The following is a 16,966-nucleotide window of genomic DNA, read 5'->3' as shown; positions in this document are numbered from 1 at the left end:
TGCGGATCATGGGTCGTCCTCGTGCGCTGGTAGCCGCCGTCGCCGCTTGCCTGTTGCTCGCCGGGTGCGGGTCCGGGCCCAGCCAGGTCGGGGCCGCGTTCCTGATGGGAGACCGCGAAGTCACCCAGGACCAGGTGCAGGAGCTCATCGACAAGGCGGTGCGTGAACAGCCCGCCGCCCAGCAGTTGGCCCAGCAGCACAAGCTCGACCAGCTCGGCCGCGCGATCGTCTCCCAGCTCGTCGTGCACGAGCTGGTGACCCGCGCCGCGCAGCGCGAAGGGCTCGCGGCCGACGAGCAGCTCGTCAATCAGGCGCTGGCCCAGGATCCGCTTGCCACTCCGGTGCCGACGACGGGAGTCGACCCGTCGCAGCTGCCGGGCCAGATCGCCTACCGCACGCGCGATCACCGCGAGGCGATCACCGACCAGGTGCTGATGCGGGCGTTGGCACAGAAGTACTTCGAGAAACTGTCGGTCACCTTCGACTACACCTCAGTGGTTTCCGACGACGGCGGCGCGCAGCCCGCGAGCATGCGCGAGAAGGCCTTCGCGAAGGCCGACGAGATGGCCGCGAGCCCGGCCGCCGCGGCGCAGGTCATCCAGGCCGACACCGCGGCCGGCCAGCAGACCAGCATCGGCGAGCGGGTGCCCGCCGTGCAGGCGCCGGACCTCGCCGCCACGGTCGTGTTCGGTGCCCTGCCGGGCACGGTGGTCGCCTTCCAGCCCAGCGCCCAGCAGGCCGCGTGGATCGTCGCGGTGATCCGGCAGCGGGACCTGTCCACCCCGCAGTCCGTGGACCAGGCGACCGAGCCGACGGCGAGCCAGCTGGTCGCGATCGGGCAGCGGCTGCTGCAGCCGTACGTCGACGAGTCCGGGCTGCGGTTGAACCCGCGCTACGGTGTGTGGGACCCGGTCGCGATGGATGTCGCGGCCAGCGCCGCCGAGACCACCGGTGCCGTCGTCTCCGTGAAGGGACCAGCCCAGCCTTGACCGCCACGGTCGTCCTCCTGCCCTACCCCGACGCCGGTGTGCCGCTAGCCGCGATCCCGTATCTCCGCGACGCGCGAACCGTTTACGCCAGCGGGCTCGAGCTGGCCGGTGCGAAACCGGCGCCCGCTCCGCACACACTGGCGGCCGAAGAAGGGCCGCTCGTGCTGTTCGCGGCCTCGGCCGACGACCCCGCGGTGCGGGCGTTGCCCGGCGCCCGGGTCATCGCGCAACCGCAGGGCGCGGGGCTGATCGAGGCGGCACAGGTGATGGACGTGCTGCGGTCGCCGGGCGGCTGCCCGTGGGACGCCAAGCAGACCCACGAATCGTTGCGCCAGTACCTCGTCGAGGAAACGTACGAGTTGCTGGAGGCGATCGAGGAGAACGACCGTCCGGCGCTGCGCGAGGAACTGGGCGACGTACTCCTGCAGGTGCTCTTCCATGCCCGGCTCGCCGCCGAAGACACGGACGACCCGTTCGACATCGACGCCGTCGCGGGTGCGCTGGTGGCGAAGCTGGTCGGCCGGCACCCGCACGTGTTCGCCGACGGGGAGAAGCTCCACACGCCTGAGCACCAGGAAGCGAAGTGGGAGGAGCTCAAGCAGGCCGAGAAGCAGCGTAAGTCCATTGTGGACGGTGTCGCGCTCGGTCAGCCCGCCGCCGCGCTCGCCGGGAAGCTCGGGCAGCGCACTGGCCGCGCGGGCATCCCGCTGGACCTGTTCCCGGCCGGACTCGACGCGCCCGCAAGGCTTTTCACGCTCGCCGCCACCGCCCGCCGCGCCGGAGTGGACCCGGAGGGCGAGCTACGCGCCGTGGCGAAGCGGTTCGCCGCCGCCGTCCGCGCGGCCGAGACGAACGCGCGGGCGGCCGGTGTCGATCCGTCCACTTTGGAAGCCGACGGCTGGCGTTCCTACTGGCCGAAGAGGGAATCGCCCCAGTAGCCGGTGTCCGACACGCCGGGCGGCACCGCGAACAGCGCCGAACCGGTGTGCTGCACGTACTCCATCATCGCGTCCTTCGCGGAAAGCGCTTTCTGCATCGGGATGAACTGCTTGCGCGGATCCCGGTTGAAGCAGATGAAGAACAGCCCGGCCTCCAGATGCCCGACCCCATCGGACCCGTCGACGAAGTTGTAGCCGCGCCGCAGGATCTTCACGCCGTTGAGCGACTCCGCCGCGGCCAGCCGGATATGCGAGTCCGCCGGGATCAGCGGTTCGCCGTCCGCGCCGCCGACCTGCAGGTCCATCGGGTCGTACTCGGCGTTCTGGCCCAGCGGGGCGCCGCTGCCCTTCGACCGGCCGATGATCTTCTCCTGCTCGTCGAGCGACGTCCGGTCCCACGTCTCGATGTGCATCCGGATCCGCCGCGCCACCAGGAACGAGCCGCCCGCGAGCCACGGCTGGCCGTCACCCGCGGTGGCCCACACGTAGTCACCGAGCGTCGGGTCTTCGGCCTTCAGGTTCTGCGTGCCGTCCTTGAACCCGAACAGGTTCCGCGGCGTGGACTGCGTGGTCGAGGTCGACGAGCTGCGCCCGAAACCCAGCTGCGACCAGCGCACCTCGGTCTTCCCGAAGCCCAGCCGGACCAGGTTGCGCACCGCGTGCACCGCCACCTGCGGGTCGTTCGCGCAGGCCTGGATGCACAGGTCACCGCCGCTGCGCGCCGGGTCGAGCTTGTCCTTCGGGAACGACGGCAGCTCGGTGAGCGACTCCGGCCGGTGCGCGGCGAGGCCGAACCGGTCGTCGAACAGCGACGGCCCGAAGCCGATCGTCAGCGTGAGCGCCGACGCCGGCAGTTCGAGCGCCTCCCCGGTGTCGGTTGGCGGCGCGGCCTTCGGCCCGTCGACCGCACCGGTCGCGCCGACCTCCCGTCCCGCGGTCATCTTCCGGGCGGCATCGGTCCACGTCTTCAACAGCGACACCAGCGCCGCGCGGTCGGTCGTCGTGACGTCCAGCGCCGCGAAGTGCAGATGCTCCTGGGCGGGTGTGACGATGCCGGCCTGGTGCTCGCCGCTGAACGGCACGATGTCCGTCGCCGCTTCGGCGGTCGAAGTGCCGAGCGCACGGTCGATCCCGGCCCCGGCGGCACCCGCGCCGGCCAATGCGACACCGGCGCCCGCGATACCGAACATCTGCCGCCGGGACAGCGTGCTCATGGGCGTTCACGCTCCGCTCGTTCCTCGGCCCGCATGAACGCCCATGAGGCACGAGGTGGCTGTGTCAATTTGAGCGCCTCCTCCCTCCGGTCGTCACCGCTCATTGCGCGACGACCTCCGACACCTTGCTCAGCGGCTCGCTCAGCGCGTCCACCGCGGAGGCGAACTGCTTGATCTGGTCCTGGGTCAGCTCGGTGTAGAGCTTGAACCCGTCACCGCTGCGGGTCGCGTCCAGCAGCTTCTGCACGTTCGCGAACTGGGTGTCCACTGTGGACACCAGTGCGGCGTCCCTGGCCTGCAGCACCGGCCGCAGCGCCTGGATCGCGCCCTTCGAACCGTCCACATTGGCCTGGAAGTCCCACAGGTCGGTGTGCGAGAAGGTCTCCTCCTCGCCGGTGATCTTGCCGGTGGCGACCTCGTCGAGCAGTTCCTTGGCGCCGTTGGCCAGGTCCAGCGGGGTCAGCTGAAGGGTCTTGGTCTTGCCGACCAGGTCGTTGACGTCGGTGACCAACTTGTCCGCGATCTGCGCGCTGTCGGGCTGCAGCCCGGTCACCCACAGGTCCTTCTCCAGCCGGTGGAAACCGGTGAACTGCTGGCCCTCTTCGAGGTCCGCCTCGCGGACGTCGAGCGCCGGGTCCAGATCGCCGAACTTCTCCGCGACCGGCTCGATCCGCTCGTAGTAGACGCGGGTGGTCGCGTAGCGCGCCTTGGCGTCCGCCACGTTGCCGGACTTGACCGCGTCCGCGAACTTCTGCGTCTCGGTCGCCAGCGCGTCCGTCTGGTTGGCCACGAACGAGGCGTAGCTCTTGGTGGCGTCGGCCAGTTCCGTGTTCGCGTCGGCCTGCTTCGTCGCGCCACCGGTCACGGTGAACGGCCCGCGGATCCCGTCGCCGGCCATGCCGGGCTTGCAGGCGGTCTGATAGGTGCCCGCGTCGGCGACCTCGACGTTGAGCTTGCGGGTCAGGCCGGGCGCGATGTTCTCGACCTCGCCCATGATCCGGTCGCCCTCGGCGTAGAGGTAGAACTCGGTGACCTTGTTGCCCTTGTTGGTGACCTCGAAGGTCAGGTTGCCCGCGTTCGCGGTGGCGGTGGAGACCTCGCAGGCGGTGTCCGAAGCCGCGACGGTGATCGGCCCGCCGGCACCGCCGCCGCTCGCGGAGTCCTGGCCGCCCGAGCACGCGGCCAGCGTCAGCAGCGCGGCCGTACCGGCCAGCGCGAACAGTCTCTTCGGCAAGGTCACTCCTTGGTAGCGCCCGCGAGCGCGGGTTTGGGGCTGGTCCGCCGCAGGAAGAGCGGCAGCACGATGACGACGTAGGCGACCCACGCGACGGCCTGCAGAACGGTGGTCTGCTGCGAGTAGTTGAAGATCCCCTTCAACAGCGCGCCGTACCACGAGGTCTCGGGGATCGCGTTCGACGCGTCGAACGCGAGGTTGTGCAGGCCGGGCAGGAACGCGGCCTCCTGCAGGTCGTGCAGGCCGTAACCGAGCACGCCGGCGGCGACGAACACCAGCAGCACGCCGGTGATCTTGAAGAACTTGGCCAGGTCGAACCGGACGGCGCCGCGGTAGATCAGGTAGGCGATGATCACCGCCACGGCGATGCCGATCGCGAACCCGATCAGCGGCTGGGTGGTGCCGCCCTGCGCGCTCTGCACGGTGGCGTAGAAGAAGACCGCGGTCTCCAGGCCCTCCCGGCCGACCGCGAGGAACGACAGCAGGAACACGGCGAGCGGTCCGACGGCGAGCGCCTCGTCCATCTTCCCGCGCAGTTCGGCGGCGATACTGCGGGACGCCTTGCGCATCCAGAAGATCATCACGGTGACGAAGGCGACGGCGACGATCGACAGGCTTCCGCCGAGCAACTCCTGCTGTTCGAAGGAAAGCTGTGCGGTCGTGAAGGTCAGCACCGCGCCGACCGCGATCGACAGCACCACGGCGAGCCCGACGCCGGGCCAGACCCAGCGCAGCGCCGGCCGCCGGTCGGTCTTGACCAGGAACGCGACGAGGATGCTGACCACCAGGGCGGCCTCAAGGCCTTCCCGCAGGCCGATGAGCAGGCTCGAGAGCAACAACTTAGGGCCTCCTCAGTGCGGTCCGTCCAGATGTTTTTAGGTAAGCCTTGCCTGTATGTCTAGTGGCGAAGTGCTCTGAGGGTGTCCCAATCCGGGCAAAACGGATCTTGCTGAGAGTGTTTGAGCTGGTCAGGGCATCAATCGGCGGCTTGATAACGAATTGTGTGATCCCGGCGGCAGTGGGCGCTGAGGGTGAGGTCGCTAACCTGATCCGGTGGTTGAGCCCACCCCATCAGGGGATGTCACCCAGCGTCGGTCTTCGTCGTCGCTGTGGCTCGCGATCGGCGTCCTGGCGACCGGTCTCGTCCTGATCTTCACGCTGGGCACCAGCCGGCCCGGCAACCCCCAAGCGCCCGCGCCCACGACGCCCGCGCCGCCGTCCCCGCCGCCCGCGGCCGCCGCGCCCAAACCGGCCGCCGCCCCACCGGTCGACCGGCCCACCCAGTCCGACGAAGCCGAACTGGACGCATGGTCGCGGAAGCTCGCCGGTCCGGCCAAGCTCGCGCCGGTGGTGCTGTCGGCCTACGGCCGCGCCGAGATGCGGATGCGCGGCGAAGCCCCGAACTGTCACCTGTCGTGGGCGACGCTCGCCGGGCTCGGGCAGGTGCAGGCCGTCGGGACCGGTCCGCTGCCGGTGCCGCAGCCGATCTGGGACCGCTGGTCCTCGCGGGCGCTGCACGACTCGAAGCCCGCGGACATGCGCAACGCCGCCGACGCCGCGTACACGGTGAGCCGGTACCTCTGCTCGACGGGCGCGGACCTGTCGACGGCGGGTGGGTGGTGGACGACGATTCTCGGCTACACGCAATCGCTTCAGGACACCCAGGACACCCTGACCGCCGCCGACGTCTACGCCTCGGCGAAGCCCTGAATCAGGGAGTCAGCACGGTCTTGCCGGCGAGTCGCCCGCTGGCGGCTTCCTCGTGGACCGCGGGCAGGTCGGTCAGCGGCCGCCGCTCCGCGACGTCGATCTTCAGTTCACCGGCATCGACCCGGGTGACCAGTTCGGCGAGCTGAGCCGCGTCGCTGCGCACGAACACCCAGGCCGCCCGAACCCGGGCATCGTCCGGCACCGGGCCGGTGGCGCTGAGGAGCGTTCCGCCGTCGGCGACCAGGTCGACCAGTTGCGCCGTCTCCTCCGGGGTGGTGCGCACCAGGTTCAGCACCACGTCGAACCGCTGCCCGGCCACTGCCTGCGGCAGTGGCGTGGCGGCGTGGTCGACGATGTGGTCCGCCCCGTAGGAGCGCAGCCGGTCGATGCTGCGCGCGCTGGCGGTCGCGGTCACGGTGGCCCCGGCCTGGTGGGCGAGTTGGACGGCGTACCCGCCCACCGCGCCGCCCGCACCGTTGACCAGGATGCTCTGACCCGTCTTCAGCTCGGCGTGCTCGAACAGCGCCTGCATGGCCGTGAGGCCGGTCGACGGCAGCGCCGCCGCGTCGGCGAGTTCGACCGCGCGGGGAGCGCTGGCCAGCAACTCGGCGGGTGCGGCGACGTACTCGGCCGCCGCGCCCGGCTCGGCCGGCGGCAGGAACGCGACCACTGCGTCCCCGGTGCTCCAGCCGGTCACGCCCTCGCCGACCTCGGTGATGACGCCGGCCACGTCGTAGTTCGGTACGTGCGGGAACGCGACGGCGAAAACCTCCTGCATCAGTCCCGTCCTGATCGCGGCGTCCAGCGGGTTGAACGACGTGCCGGCCACCCGCAACACGACCTGCCCCGCGCCCGCGGCCGGCTGGTCCGCGTCCTCGTAGACCAGCACGTCGCTGTCGCCGTAGGAGTGGTACCGCATTGCCTTCATGAGCTCTCCTCGGAAAGTGCTTTGAACTTGAAGCACCAGGCTACCGCGAGATTGCTTCGACTTCAAAGCAGATACGATGGAGGCATGACGGAGCGGGGTAAGGACGCCGGCGACGGGCTCGATGCCCGGCAGCTCGCGGCCTATTTCGCGCTCACCGAAGCGAACAGCCTGCTGCAGCACCAGGTCGAACAGCACCTGCGCGCCGAGGGCAACCTCAGCCCGGTGCAGTTCCAGATCCTGGGCCTGCTCATCGGCGCCGACGGCCAGCTGACCATGACCGCACTCGCCGATGGTGTCGTCTACAGCCGCAGCGGCCTGACCTACCAGGCCGGTCTGCTGGAGAAGGCCGGGCTCATCACGCGCGGCCCCAGCCCGGACGACGAGCGCGCGACGCTGGTCGCCATCACGGAGGACGGCCGGAAGCTGTTCCACCGGGTGCTGCCCGGGCACGTCAGGGACGTCCGCCGCCTGCTGCTCGACCCGTTGTCCGAGGAGGATCTGCGCCACCTCGGCGACATCATGACGCGCGTCCGCGACCACATGCGCGCGCAGCCGCCCCGCTCCGCGGCCCCACGCAAACGCCGCACGGCCGACGCGCCACCACCCCCACGGCGAGTCCGACACTCACGACAGTGAGTCCGACGTTCGGTACGGCGAGTTCGACGTTCGGTAGGGCGAGTCCGACGTTCGGTAGGGCGAGTCCGACGTTCGGGACCGCGAGTTCGACGTTCGGGACCGCGAGTTCGACGTTCGGGCAGGTGTCGGCCCGCGGGGTCGGCACTCGCCGGAGAGGAGCACTGAATTCGGCTCCACGAATGTCGGACTCGGCGTCGCCAGTGTCGGACTCGGCGTCGCGAACGTCGAACTCGGCGTCGCGAGTGTCGAACTCGCGGACTAGGTCTCGCGGAGCTGGACCCGGGCCTTCACTTCGGACAGCGCGTCCTGGTATTCCGGCACCGGGTTCATCGCCCAAGCCATCCGTAATTGACCGAGCGCCTCGACCAACCGGCCGAGGCGCTGCAGTGTGCGGCCCAGAACGAACCGGGCGTAGTGGTCCGACGGATCGAGCTCCAGCACCCGCGTGAACGCCTGCTCGGCGTGGTTGAGCTGGGCGGAATGGAAGTAGGCGCGGCCGGCCAGCAGCTGCACACTGGGTTTGTCCGGTTCGGCTTCCAGCACGGGCTGCAGTGCCTTCAGCGCGTCCAGCGGGCGTCTGTTCTCGACCAACGCCTCGGCCTGACGGAACGCCTTGAACCGGTTGTCGCCGACATGGTCCAGAGTCCTGTTCTCGTCATCCATAGTCAGATCGACGTTACCCCGGATCACCCACTTTCGGCAGGGGTGCGATCACAGGGCGGGATGCCCATCTGATGCACTACACGTCCATGAGCGAAGCTCGGTACCTAGGTCTCTCGCCGTACCTGTACTACACCGACGCGACCGAGGCCCTCGACTGGCTGGTCCGCGTGTTCGGTTTCAGCGAGCGGGTCCGCTACGTCGACGGCGCCGGCCAGGTCTTCCAGGCCACTGTCGCGGCCGGTGCCGCCGAGATCGTGCTGGCCGGGGTGGGCTCGGACTACTGGGAGAGCAAGGGTGTCGACCGGCCCGTCGGCCAGCTGAACGTGGTCTACGTCGACGACGTGGACGCCCAGTTCGACCGGGTGTGTGCGGCGCTCGGCGAGGGCGGCGACGTCACGGCGCCGCAGGACCAGCCCTATGGCGCCCGCGTGTTCACGGTCGCCGATATCGGCGGCAACAGCTGGACGTTCTGGCAGCAGACCTCGGACACCGCGGAGCTGCCGCCGGGCTGGCAGGAAATCCGGGCCGAGCCTCCAACGGGTGATCAGGACCTGCCGTTAGGCTGAGCGGGTCAGCGCCCGGCACAACCATGAGGAGCGACGAGTGGCGGTCATCGAGCAGGTAGGCGCCCGCGAGATCCTGGATTCGCGCGGCAACCCGACTGTCGAGGTGGAGGTGGCGCTCGACGACGGGACACTCGCCCGCGCCGCCGTGCCGTCGGGGGCGTCGACCGGTGAGCACGAGGCCGTCGAGCTCCGCGACGGCGATGCCAAGCGCTACAACGGAAAGGGCGTCGAGCGCGCGGTCTCCGCGGTGCTCGACGAGATCGGCCCGGAGCTGACCGGGATCGAGGCGGTGGAGCAGCGCGTCGTCGACCAGAAGCTGGTCGACCTGGACGGCACCCCCGACAAGTCCCGCCTCGGCGCGAACGCGCTGCTGGGCGTTTCGCTCGCGGTCGCCAAGGCCGCCGCCGAGTCCGCCGAGCTGGAGCTGTTCCGCTACCTGGGCGGCCCGAACGCGCATGTGCTGCCGGTGCCGATGCTCAACATCCTCAACGGTGGCGCGCACGCCGACACCGATGTGGACATCCAGGAGTTCATGATCGCGCCGATCGGCGCCGAGTCCTTCCGCGAGGCGCTGCGCTGGGGCGTCGAGGTCTACCACTCGCTCAAGTCGGTGCTCAAGGGCCGCGGCCTGGCCACCGGCCTCGGTGACGAGGGCGGGTTCGCGCCGAGCCTGTCCAGCAACCGCGAGGCGCTGGACTTGATCACCACCGCGATCGAGAAGGCGGGCTACCGGCCGGGCCGGGATGTGGCGCTGGCGCTCGACGTGGCCGCGACGGAGTTCTTCGCCGACGGCACGTACAGCTTCGAGGGCAGCAAGAAGACGGCCGAGCAGCTGAGTGCCTACTACGGCGAACTGCTCGGCGCGTACCCGCTGGTGTCCATCGAGGACCCGCTGGCCGAGGACGACTGGGACGGCTGGGTCGCGCTGACGAGCCAGCTCGGCGAGCGCGTCCAGATCGTCGGCGACGACCTGTTCGTCACCAACCCGGACCGGCTCGAGCAGGGCATCGACCGCGGTGCCGCGAACGCGCTGCTGGTCAAGGTCAACCAGATCGGCACGCTGTCGGAGACCCTCGACGCGATCACGCTCGCGACCTCCTACGGCTACAAGAGCATGATGAGCCACCGCTCCGGCGAGACCGAGGACACCACGATCGCCGACCTCGCGGTCGCGACCGGGGTCGGCCAGATCAAGACCGGCGCGCCCGCCCGCAGCGAGCGCGTCGCGAAGTACAACCAGCTGCTGCGCATCGAGGAGACTCTCGGCGAGGCGGCGCGCTACGCGGGCGAGCTGGCTTTCCCGCGGTTCACGCCGGAGAGCTGAGCGGCCGATGAGCCAGCGGGGGGGCCGGGAGCGCACCAGACGGGGCCGCCGCACGGTACGCCGTGCGGACGGCCAGTCCGTCCGGCGCGACCGGCCCGCTCGCGCGCGGCGGGAGTCGGTCCGGACGCGGTTGCGCCGCGGCCTCGGCGCCAAGCAAGCCGCCGGGGCGACCCGGGTGCTGGGCATGTCCACCACCCGGCGGGCCGCGGTGATCGCGATCGTGGTGTGCGCGCTGGCGTTCACGCTCGCCGTGCCGCTGCGGACCTACCTGAGCCAACGGGGCGAGATCTCCCAGCAGGAGCAGCGCCAGGCACAGCTGCGCGACGAGGTCAGCCAGCTGCAGGCGCGGCAGGCGGCGCTCAACGACCCGGCGCAGGTCGAGGCCGAGGCCCGGAAACGGCTGCGATACGTGATGCCCGGCGAGACGCCGTATCTCGTGCAGCTGCCCGAGGACACCCCGCAGGGGCAGCAGCAGCTGGCGCAGCGCCAGGCCGGTCCCGGCGACACGGCCTGGTACCAGCAGCTCTGGTCCACGGTCGGGCACTGAACCGAGCTTGCGACAATGGTGTCGTGGAGACGATGTTCGAGCCGGTGACCGAGGCCGACCGGGAGACGATCGCGCAGCAGCTCGGCCGCCCGCCGCGCGCGCTGCGGGCGATCGCGGCGCGCTGCCCCAGTGGCCATCCCGCAGTGGTACAGACCAGTCCACGGCTCGAGAACGGCACTCCGTTTCCCACGCTCTACTACCTCACCTGCCCGCGCCTGGCGTCGCTCGTCGGGCGACTCGAAGCGTCCGGTCTGATGAAGGAGATGACCGATCGCCTCGCGGTCGACGACGAGCTGGCCGCGGCGTACCAGCGCGCCCACGAGTCGTACCTGGCCCAGCGGGACGCCATCGAACCGCTCGGGCACCAGGTCACCGCGGGCGGGATGCCGGGGCGCGTCAAGTGCCTGCACGTCCATCTCGCGCATACCCTCGCCTGCGGCCCTGGTGTGAACCCATTCGGCGACGAGACGGTGGAGCTGCTTCGCCCGGACTGGCCGTCGGGCGACTGTGCCCCGGTGATCCCCTAAGCTCGGCGCATGCCCCGAGTTGCCGCGATCGACTGTGGAACGAACTCCATCCGCCTGCTCGTCGCCGAGCTGACGCATCGCGACGACGGCACCGTCGACCTGCGTGACCTGCACCGCGAGATGCGCATCGTGCGGCTCGGGCAGGGCGTCGACGCGACCGGCGAGCTGGCGCCCGAAGCGCTGGAGCGCACCCGCGCCGCGCTCGCCGACTACACGATCGCCGCGCGGCGCAAGGGCGTCGAGCGCGTGCGTATGGTCGCCACCTCGGCCACCCGCGACGCCCGCAACCGCGACGAGTTCTTCGCCATGACAAGGGAAACTCTCGGCGTCGAGGCCGAGGTCATCAGCGGCGACGAAGAGGCGCGGCTGTCGTTCACCGGCGCGGTCGGGGAGCAGGATCCCGACGACGGCCCGTTCCTCGTGGTCGACGTGGGCGGCGGGTCGACGGAACTCGTACTCGGCGATTGGGACGGTCAGCGCGCGACGGTGACCGCGGCGAAGTCGGTCGACGTCGGCTGCGTGCGGATCACCGAGCGGGCCCTGCGGTCGGATCCGCCCACCACGGACGAGATCGCCGCCGCTCGCGAGTTCGCCACCGGGGTGCTGGAGCAGGCTTTCGACGCGGTTGATGTCGCGAAGGCGAAGGCGAAGACGTGGATCGGGGTCGCCGGGACGGTGACGACGTTGTCGGCCGTGGCGCAGAAGCTGCCGGAGTACGACTCCGAGCGCACCCACCTCTCCCGCCTGTCGCAGGCTCAGCTCTTCGAGGTCTCGGACCGGTTGCTCGGCGAGGATCATGAGGCCAGGGCGGCGAACCCGGTCATCCACCCGGGCCGCGTCGACGTCATCGGCGGCGGCGCGCTCATCGTGCGAGTGCTCGCCGAGCAACTGGCGGAGCGCGGCGGCCCGGCGGAACTCGTCGTCAGCGAGCACGACATCCTCGACGGTATCGCGCTTTCGCTGGCCTGACTTTAGTCGGGTTTTCGTTCCGCTTTACCAAAACCTTAGGTATGTTCCTCCTCATTCTTGGCTGAGGAGGAGCTGATCTTGAGAAGATCCAGATTACTCATCGCTGTGCTCGCGATACCGCTGATCGGCGGCATCGTGGTGGCCGGGCCGGCCGCCGTGGCACAACCGCGGCTTTCCGGCGAGACAACGGAATTCACCGTCCTGGCGGCCGAGGGGCAGAGCGTCGCCGCCGCCGAACAGGCCATCCGCGACGCGGGCGGCACAGTGGTGCACACCAACAGCGCCGTCGGGCTGATCACCGCCAGCGCACCGGCCAACGGATTCACCGAACGCGTCTCGGCCGACCGTGCCATTTACGGTGCGGCCAAGGCAACCTCGATCGGCCGGGCGCCCAAGGATCGGGCGGCCGCCAAGCCCGGCGCCGAGCAGGAGCACGGCGCCTCGAAGAAGAAGCCGGCCGCCCCGAAGCCCGTCGGCACGGACCCGCTCGACGACCAGTTGTGGGGCCTCAAATCCACTCGTTCGGACCTCGCGCGCACGGTCCAGGCCGGCGACAAGCGTGTCAAGGTCGGCATCATCGACACCGGTGTCGACGGCTCACACCCCGACATCGCGCCGAACTTCGACGCCGCCGACTCCCGCAACTTCACCCGCGACATCCCCACCGACGAGACCGGCGCTGTCGTCGACGGGCCGTGCGAATACCGCGGCTGCGTCGACCCCGCCAACCACGACGACAATGGTCACGGCACCCACGTCGCCGGCACGATTGCCGCTGCCGCCAACGGTTTCGGCGTTTCCGGCGTCGCCCCGAACGTCACGATCGTCAACGTCCGCGCCGGTCAGGACTCGGGTTTCTTCTTCCTGCAGCCGACCGTCGACGCGCTGACCTATGCCGGTGACGCGGGGATCGACGTGGTGAACATGTCGTTCTACGTCGACCCGTGGCTCTACAACTGCGCGAACAACCCGGCCGACTCGCAGGCCGAGAAGCTCGAACAGCGGACCATCACCGAAGCCGTCAACCGGGCGCTGAACTACGCCTACCGCAAGGGCGTCACGTCGGTCGTCGCGCTGGGCAACCAGCACACCGACCTCGGCGCGCCGCAGCCCGACACGACCAGCCCGGACTACCCGGCCGCGTCGACGCATCCCCGCACCATCGACAACGCGAGCTGCCTGTCGCTGCCCACCGAGGGGCCGCATACGATCGGCGTCGGCGCGTTCGGCCCGTCCGGGGCGAAGGCCGACTACTCGAACTACGGCACCGAGCAGATCTCCGTTTCGGCGCCGGGCGGGTACTTCCGCGACGGGTTCGGCACGGATTGGTACCGCACCAACGAAAACGAGATCCTGTCGGCGTACCCGAAGAACGTCGGGGTCGCGGAGGGCAACATCGACGCGGCGGGCAACGTGACCCCGGACGGGGCCGCGCTCGGCGTGCAGAAGGCGGTCGCGGCGGATGGTCGGGTGGGCTATTACCAGTTCCTGCAAGGGACTTCGATGGCCACGCCGCACGCGACGGGGGTCGCCGCGCTGATCGTTTCGCAGTACGGCAAGGCGAGCCATGGTGGGTTCGGGCTGAGCCCGGACGCCGTGCAGCGGGTGATCGAAGGGACCGCCGCGCCGATCGCGTGCCCGGTTCCGCGGACATTCGATTACCTCGACGAGGGCCGCGACGCGTCGTTCACCGCGACTTGCAATGGTACGCCGGAGTTCAACGGCTTCTACGGCAACGGTGCCGTCGACGCCTACGCCGCCGTGACGCACGGTTCGCCGTACGTCCGGGGCTGAGTGCAACCGATCCGGGAGCGCCGGACGTCCATCAGTCATGCGGAGACTGACGCTGTTGCTGCTGATGGTGGTTCTCGCGGCCTGTGGGACTCAGGCCGGCGCTCCCGGACAGCCGTGCACCGGGATCGGCACGCCGGTGGGTATCGGCGTGCAGATCGCGCCGGCGGTCGCCGCGCGGTTCATGGACACGACAAGCCTGGACGCGTGCTGGAACGGTTCGTGCCACACGTACCAGGTCCAGCTTCACGCGGCGACGGCGGCTGCCGAGACGAGCTGCACCGGCACCGGCCCCGATGACGCGTGCACGGCGCACATGCGGGAAACCGGCGGGAAGACCGGATTCGCCACGATTCCGGACCTTCCCGCCGCTCCGGTGCAAGCGACGTTCGCCGGCGAGACGGTGACCGTGACGCCGAAGTTGTTGTACCCCAACGGCCCCACCTGCGGCGGCGGTGGCCCGCAAGCGTCCCTCACCGTCGACGAGACGGGCGTGCGCTAACGGCCGTGGTCACACCTTGAGCGTGATCTGCTGACCTTCCGGCACGTGCAGCCAGGCGGCGCGCTGGGCGTGTAGTTATGCCCACAGCAGTCGGTGACGGCCGGAACAGGTAGGGGCCATGGGACCAGCCCGCTCGGAGCGATGGCCCTTCGGTCCCACGTTTGTCCGATTCCCGTCCAGCCTCGGCCAGACGGCTACCTGTTCGAACTGCTCGCGATGAACGCCCTGAGATCGGCCGACTGCTGGACGCGCGAGGGCTCGTGGACGTACATCATGTGCCCGGCCGGGTAGTACGCCGACTCGACGTTCTCCCGCAGCTCTTCCGGGATCTGCAAGCGTGCCAGCACGTGCTCGGCCGCGTAGTACGGCGTGGCGCCGTCGTAGTAGCCCAGCGCGACGTGCACCTTCAGGTGCGGGTTCGCCCGCATCGCCGAGCCGAGTGCGTCCACAGAGGACACCGCGCGGCCCTCGAAATCGGAATAGGACCAGTCGCGCACGACGTCCATCGACAGGATCTCGTACGGCAGGTCGTTTTCGTATTCGAGCTCGGTGCGCACGTAATGGTTGAACGCGGCCGAATAGGCGCCGATGATCCGGGAGATCGACGCGTCGTCGCTCATCTGCTCGCGGCCGCCGTCCGGCTCCCACGTGGTGAACCGGCCGTCCATTCGCCCCGTCGTCAAACCCCGGTCCCGCAACAGTTCCGTGAAGAACCGGATGTGTTCGATGCGCAGGTTCACCCTGTCCACATAGGACTCTTCAAGCCCGGTGAGCGAGGCGAGCGTCTGCACCGCCGCGGTGCGCTCCTCCGGCGTCAGGCGCGCGCCACGGTCGAGCGCGTACGGCAGCTCGCGCGCGGCGAACTCCTCGGCGTCGGCGAGCACGTCGTCGAGCGGGCGGTCGCCATGCCGGCCGTGGTAGTGCGCGATGGCGGCGTAGGTCGGCACGTACAGCGGGAACGGCTTGTCGTTGCCCTCGGTGAACCGGATCGTGCCCATGTCGAGGACGCTGCTGATCAGCATCAACCCGTTGAGGTACATCCCATGCCGCTCCTGCAGATGCGCCGCGAGCGCCGCTGCCCGGAGCGTGCCGTAGGACTCGCCCGCGAGGAACTTCGGCGAAAGCCAGCGGCCGTTGCGCGAGGTCCACAGCCGGATGATCTCGCCGACCGACTCGATGTCCGGCGTGAAACCCAGGTACTCCTTGGGTTTCTCGCCTTTCGTCGCGCGCGAGTACCCGGTGGAGACCGGATCGATGAACACCAGGTCGCTGTGCGCGAGCAGGGTTTCCGGGTTGTCGACCAGCCGGTACGGGGGCGGTTCGGGGGAGTCTACGTCGCCGGACACCGCCCGCCGCGGGCCGAGTAGACCCATGTGCAGCCACACGCTCGCCGATCCGGGACCGCCGTTGAACGCGAACGTGACCGGCCGGTCGCCGGGCTCGGCGTCGTCCAGCGTGTACGAGGTGAGGAACACCTCCGCCTTGGCCTGGTGGCCCTCGAACTTGCCGTCCGTCAACACCTCCTTACGCAGGACGATGCGGCCGGTGCGCGCCGTGTAGGCGAACTCGCGGCCCTCGACGGTGAGCGTGTGCCCAGTTGTCACCAGGTCATCGCTCGGCTCAGGAGCCTTCTTGTCGTCGGACTCCTCTTCCGGGGTGTCGGCCATGGGCTCAACATACTGTGGAGGTGTGACAAAGATCAGGCCGGACACGATCGCGCAGCTCGACCAACAGGTCAGCGAATGCCGCCGCTGCCCGCGCCTGGTCGCCTGGCGGGAGGAGGTCGCCCGGACGAAACGGGCGGCCTACGCGAACGAGGAGTATTGGGGCAGACCCGTCCCCGGCATCGGACCGGCGGACGCCGCGCTGGCGATCGTCGGCCTCGCGCCCGCGGCGCACGGCGGCAACCGGACGGGCCGCATGTTCACCGGCGACCGGTCCGGCGACGTGCTGTTCCAAGCCCTGTACGACGTGGGCCTGGCTTCGCAGCCGACTTCCGTTCGCCGCGGCGACGGTCTGGAGTTGTACGGCACCCGGATCACCGCGCCCGTGCACTGCGCGCCGCCGGCCAACAAACCGACGCCCGCGGAGCGCGACAACTGCCGTCCCTGGCTGGAACATGAACTGGACCTGCTGAAGCCGACGTTGCGGGCGATCGTCGTGCTGGGTGCGTTCGGCTGGCAGGCCCTGCTGCCGGTGCTCGCGCACGGCCGGCCGCTGCCCAGGCCGCTGCCGAAGTTCGGGCACGGCGTGGAGGTCGTCATCGGTGATCTGCGTCTGCTGGGCTGCTACCACGTTTCGCAGCAGAACACCTTCACCGGCCGGTTGACGCCCGCGATGCTGTGTGACGTGCTCGCGCGGGCCAAGGACGCGGCGGGATTGGCTTGACCCGCTGTCTCGTCTGAATCGTTTCGCGCTGGGACGGCGA

The 16,966-nt window shown here is 69.8% G+C and carries 18 protein-coding genes; 12 read left to right on the top strand and 6 right to left on the bottom strand.

The window, feature by feature from the left end; translation table 11 throughout:
• Window positions 1-8 precede the first annotated feature (8 nt).
• Together LOZ83_RS07015 and LOZ83_RS07010 are read left to right on the top strand one after the other, a co-directional pair.
• Window positions 9-989, top strand: coding sequence for a SurA N-terminal domain-containing protein (locus LOZ83_RS07015; protein WP_308190193.1), 981 nt, complete (start codon window positions 9-11; stop codon window positions 987-989).
• Window positions 986-1,927: a MazG family protein gene (locus LOZ83_RS07010; RefSeq protein WP_236789353.1), complete on the top strand. Its 942-nt coding sequence runs from the start codon at window positions 986-988 to the stop codon at window positions 1,925-1,927. Before LOZ83_RS07015 ends, LOZ83_RS07010 begins: the two co-directional genes overlap by 4 nt.
• Here LOZ83_RS07010 and efeB read toward each other — a convergent pair.
• From efeB to efeU, 3 genes are all read right to left on the bottom strand, one after another.
• Entirely contained in the window at window positions 1,897-3,141 is a 1,245-nt protein-coding gene (efeB, locus tag LOZ83_RS07005; protein ID WP_236789352.1) for an iron uptake transporter deferrochelatase/peroxidase subunit, read from the bottom strand. The genes LOZ83_RS07010 and efeB overlap by 31 nt on opposite strands.
• 100 nt (window positions 3,142-3,241) lie before the next feature.
• A complete protein-coding gene (gene efeO, locus LOZ83_RS07000) occupies window positions 3,242-4,381 on the bottom strand; it encodes an iron uptake system protein EfeO (protein WP_236789351.1) in 1,140 nt (379 codons plus the stop codon).
• On the bottom strand, window positions 4,378-5,214 hold the full coding sequence (gene efeU / locus LOZ83_RS06995) for an iron uptake transporter permease EfeU (protein ID WP_236789350.1): 837 nt from the start codon (window positions 5,212-5,214) through the stop codon (window positions 4,378-4,380). Before efeU ends, efeO begins: the two co-directional genes overlap by 4 nt.
• A gap of 214 nt (window positions 5,215-5,428) precedes the next feature.
• Here efeU and LOZ83_RS06990 point away from each other — a divergent pair, with 214 nt between their 5' ends.
• Entirely contained in the window at window positions 5,429-6,085 is a 657-nt protein-coding gene (locus tag LOZ83_RS06990) for a hypothetical protein (RefSeq protein WP_236789349.1), read from the top strand.
• Window position 6,086: 1 nt separating this feature from the next.
• On the opposite strand, the gene LOZ83_RS06985 is transcribed toward LOZ83_RS06990, so the two are convergent.
• A complete protein-coding gene (locus LOZ83_RS06985; protein ID WP_236789348.1) occupies window positions 6,087-7,013 on the bottom strand; it encodes an NADP-dependent oxidoreductase in 927 nt (308 codons plus the stop codon).
• Between the two features lie 84 nt (window positions 7,014-7,097).
• Between LOZ83_RS06985 and LOZ83_RS06980 the strand changes: the two genes are divergently transcribed.
• Window positions 7,098-7,649, top strand: a complete 552-nt coding sequence (locus LOZ83_RS06980; RefSeq protein ID WP_236789347.1) for a MarR family winged helix-turn-helix transcriptional regulator — start codon at window positions 7,098-7,100, stop codon at window positions 7,647-7,649.
• 258 nt (window positions 7,650-7,907) lie between these two features.
• Here LOZ83_RS06980 and LOZ83_RS06975 read toward each other — a convergent pair whose 3' ends face one another.
• A complete protein-coding gene (locus LOZ83_RS06975) occupies window positions 7,908-8,312 on the bottom strand; it encodes a tetratricopeptide repeat protein (RefSeq protein ID WP_236789346.1) in 405 nt (134 codons plus the stop codon).
• An 86-nt stretch (window positions 8,313-8,398) separates the two neighbouring features.
• Here LOZ83_RS06975 and LOZ83_RS06970 point away from each other — a divergent pair, with 86 nt between their 5' ends.
• The 7 genes from LOZ83_RS06970 (at window position 8,399) to LOZ83_RS06940 (ending at window position 14,538) form a co-directional block, all read left to right on the top strand.
• Window positions 8,399-8,878, top strand: coding sequence for a glyoxalase/bleomycin resistance/extradiol dioxygenase family protein (locus LOZ83_RS06970; protein WP_236789345.1), 480 nt, complete (start codon window positions 8,399-8,401; stop codon window positions 8,876-8,878).
• A 37-nt stretch (window positions 8,879-8,915) separates the two neighbouring features.
• Complete coding sequence (gene eno, locus LOZ83_RS06965; protein WP_236789344.1) at window positions 8,916-10,202, top strand: phosphopyruvate hydratase; 1,287 nt, start codon at window positions 8,916-8,918, stop codon at window positions 10,200-10,202.
• Window positions 10,203-10,209: 7 nt separating this feature from the next.
• Window positions 10,210-10,749 (top strand): septum formation initiator family protein, encoded by a 540-nt coding sequence (locus LOZ83_RS06960; RefSeq protein ID WP_236789343.1) that lies wholly within the window; start codon window positions 10,210-10,212, stop codon window positions 10,747-10,749.
• Window positions 10,750-10,781: 32 nt separating this feature from the next.
• Window positions 10,782-11,276, top strand: a complete 495-nt coding sequence (locus LOZ83_RS06955) for a DUF501 domain-containing protein (RefSeq protein WP_236789471.1) — start codon at window positions 10,782-10,784, stop codon at window positions 11,274-11,276.
• Window positions 11,277-11,285: 9 nt separating this feature from the next.
• Window positions 11,286-12,245 (top strand): Ppx/GppA phosphatase family protein, encoded by a 960-nt coding sequence (locus LOZ83_RS06950; RefSeq protein WP_236789342.1) that lies wholly within the window; start codon window positions 11,286-11,288, stop codon window positions 12,243-12,245.
• A 78-nt stretch (window positions 12,246-12,323) separates the two neighbouring features.
• Complete coding sequence (locus LOZ83_RS06945; RefSeq protein ID WP_236789341.1) at window positions 12,324-14,039, top strand: S8 family serine peptidase; 1,716 nt, start codon at window positions 12,324-12,326, stop codon at window positions 14,037-14,039.
• A 37-nt stretch (window positions 14,040-14,076) separates the two neighbouring features.
• Complete coding sequence (locus LOZ83_RS06940; protein WP_236789340.1) at window positions 14,077-14,538, top strand: hypothetical protein; 462 nt, start codon at window positions 14,077-14,079, stop codon at window positions 14,536-14,538.
• Between the two features lie 194 nt (window positions 14,539-14,732).
• On the opposite strand, the gene LOZ83_RS06935 is transcribed toward LOZ83_RS06940, so the two are convergent.
• Window positions 14,733-16,205, bottom strand: a complete 1,473-nt coding sequence (locus LOZ83_RS06935; protein ID WP_236789339.1) for a S10 family peptidase — start codon at window positions 16,203-16,205, stop codon at window positions 14,733-14,735.
• On the opposite strand from LOZ83_RS06935, the gene LOZ83_RS06930 reads away from it, so the two are divergent.
• Window positions 16,204-16,926, top strand: coding sequence for a uracil-DNA glycosylase (locus tag LOZ83_RS06930; protein ID WP_374202629.1), 723 nt, complete (start codon window positions 16,204-16,206; stop codon window positions 16,924-16,926). The genes LOZ83_RS06935 and LOZ83_RS06930 overlap by 2 nt on opposite strands.
• Window positions 16,927-16,966 lie beyond the last annotated feature (40 nt).

Origin of the sequence: Amycolatopsis sp. GM8, from assembly GCF_021653975.1 — a bacterium.
Taxonomy (GTDB): Bacteria; Actinomycetota; Actinomycetes; order Mycobacteriales; family Pseudonocardiaceae; genus Amycolatopsis_E.
This window is presented reverse-complemented; position numbering and strand designations above follow the sequence as displayed.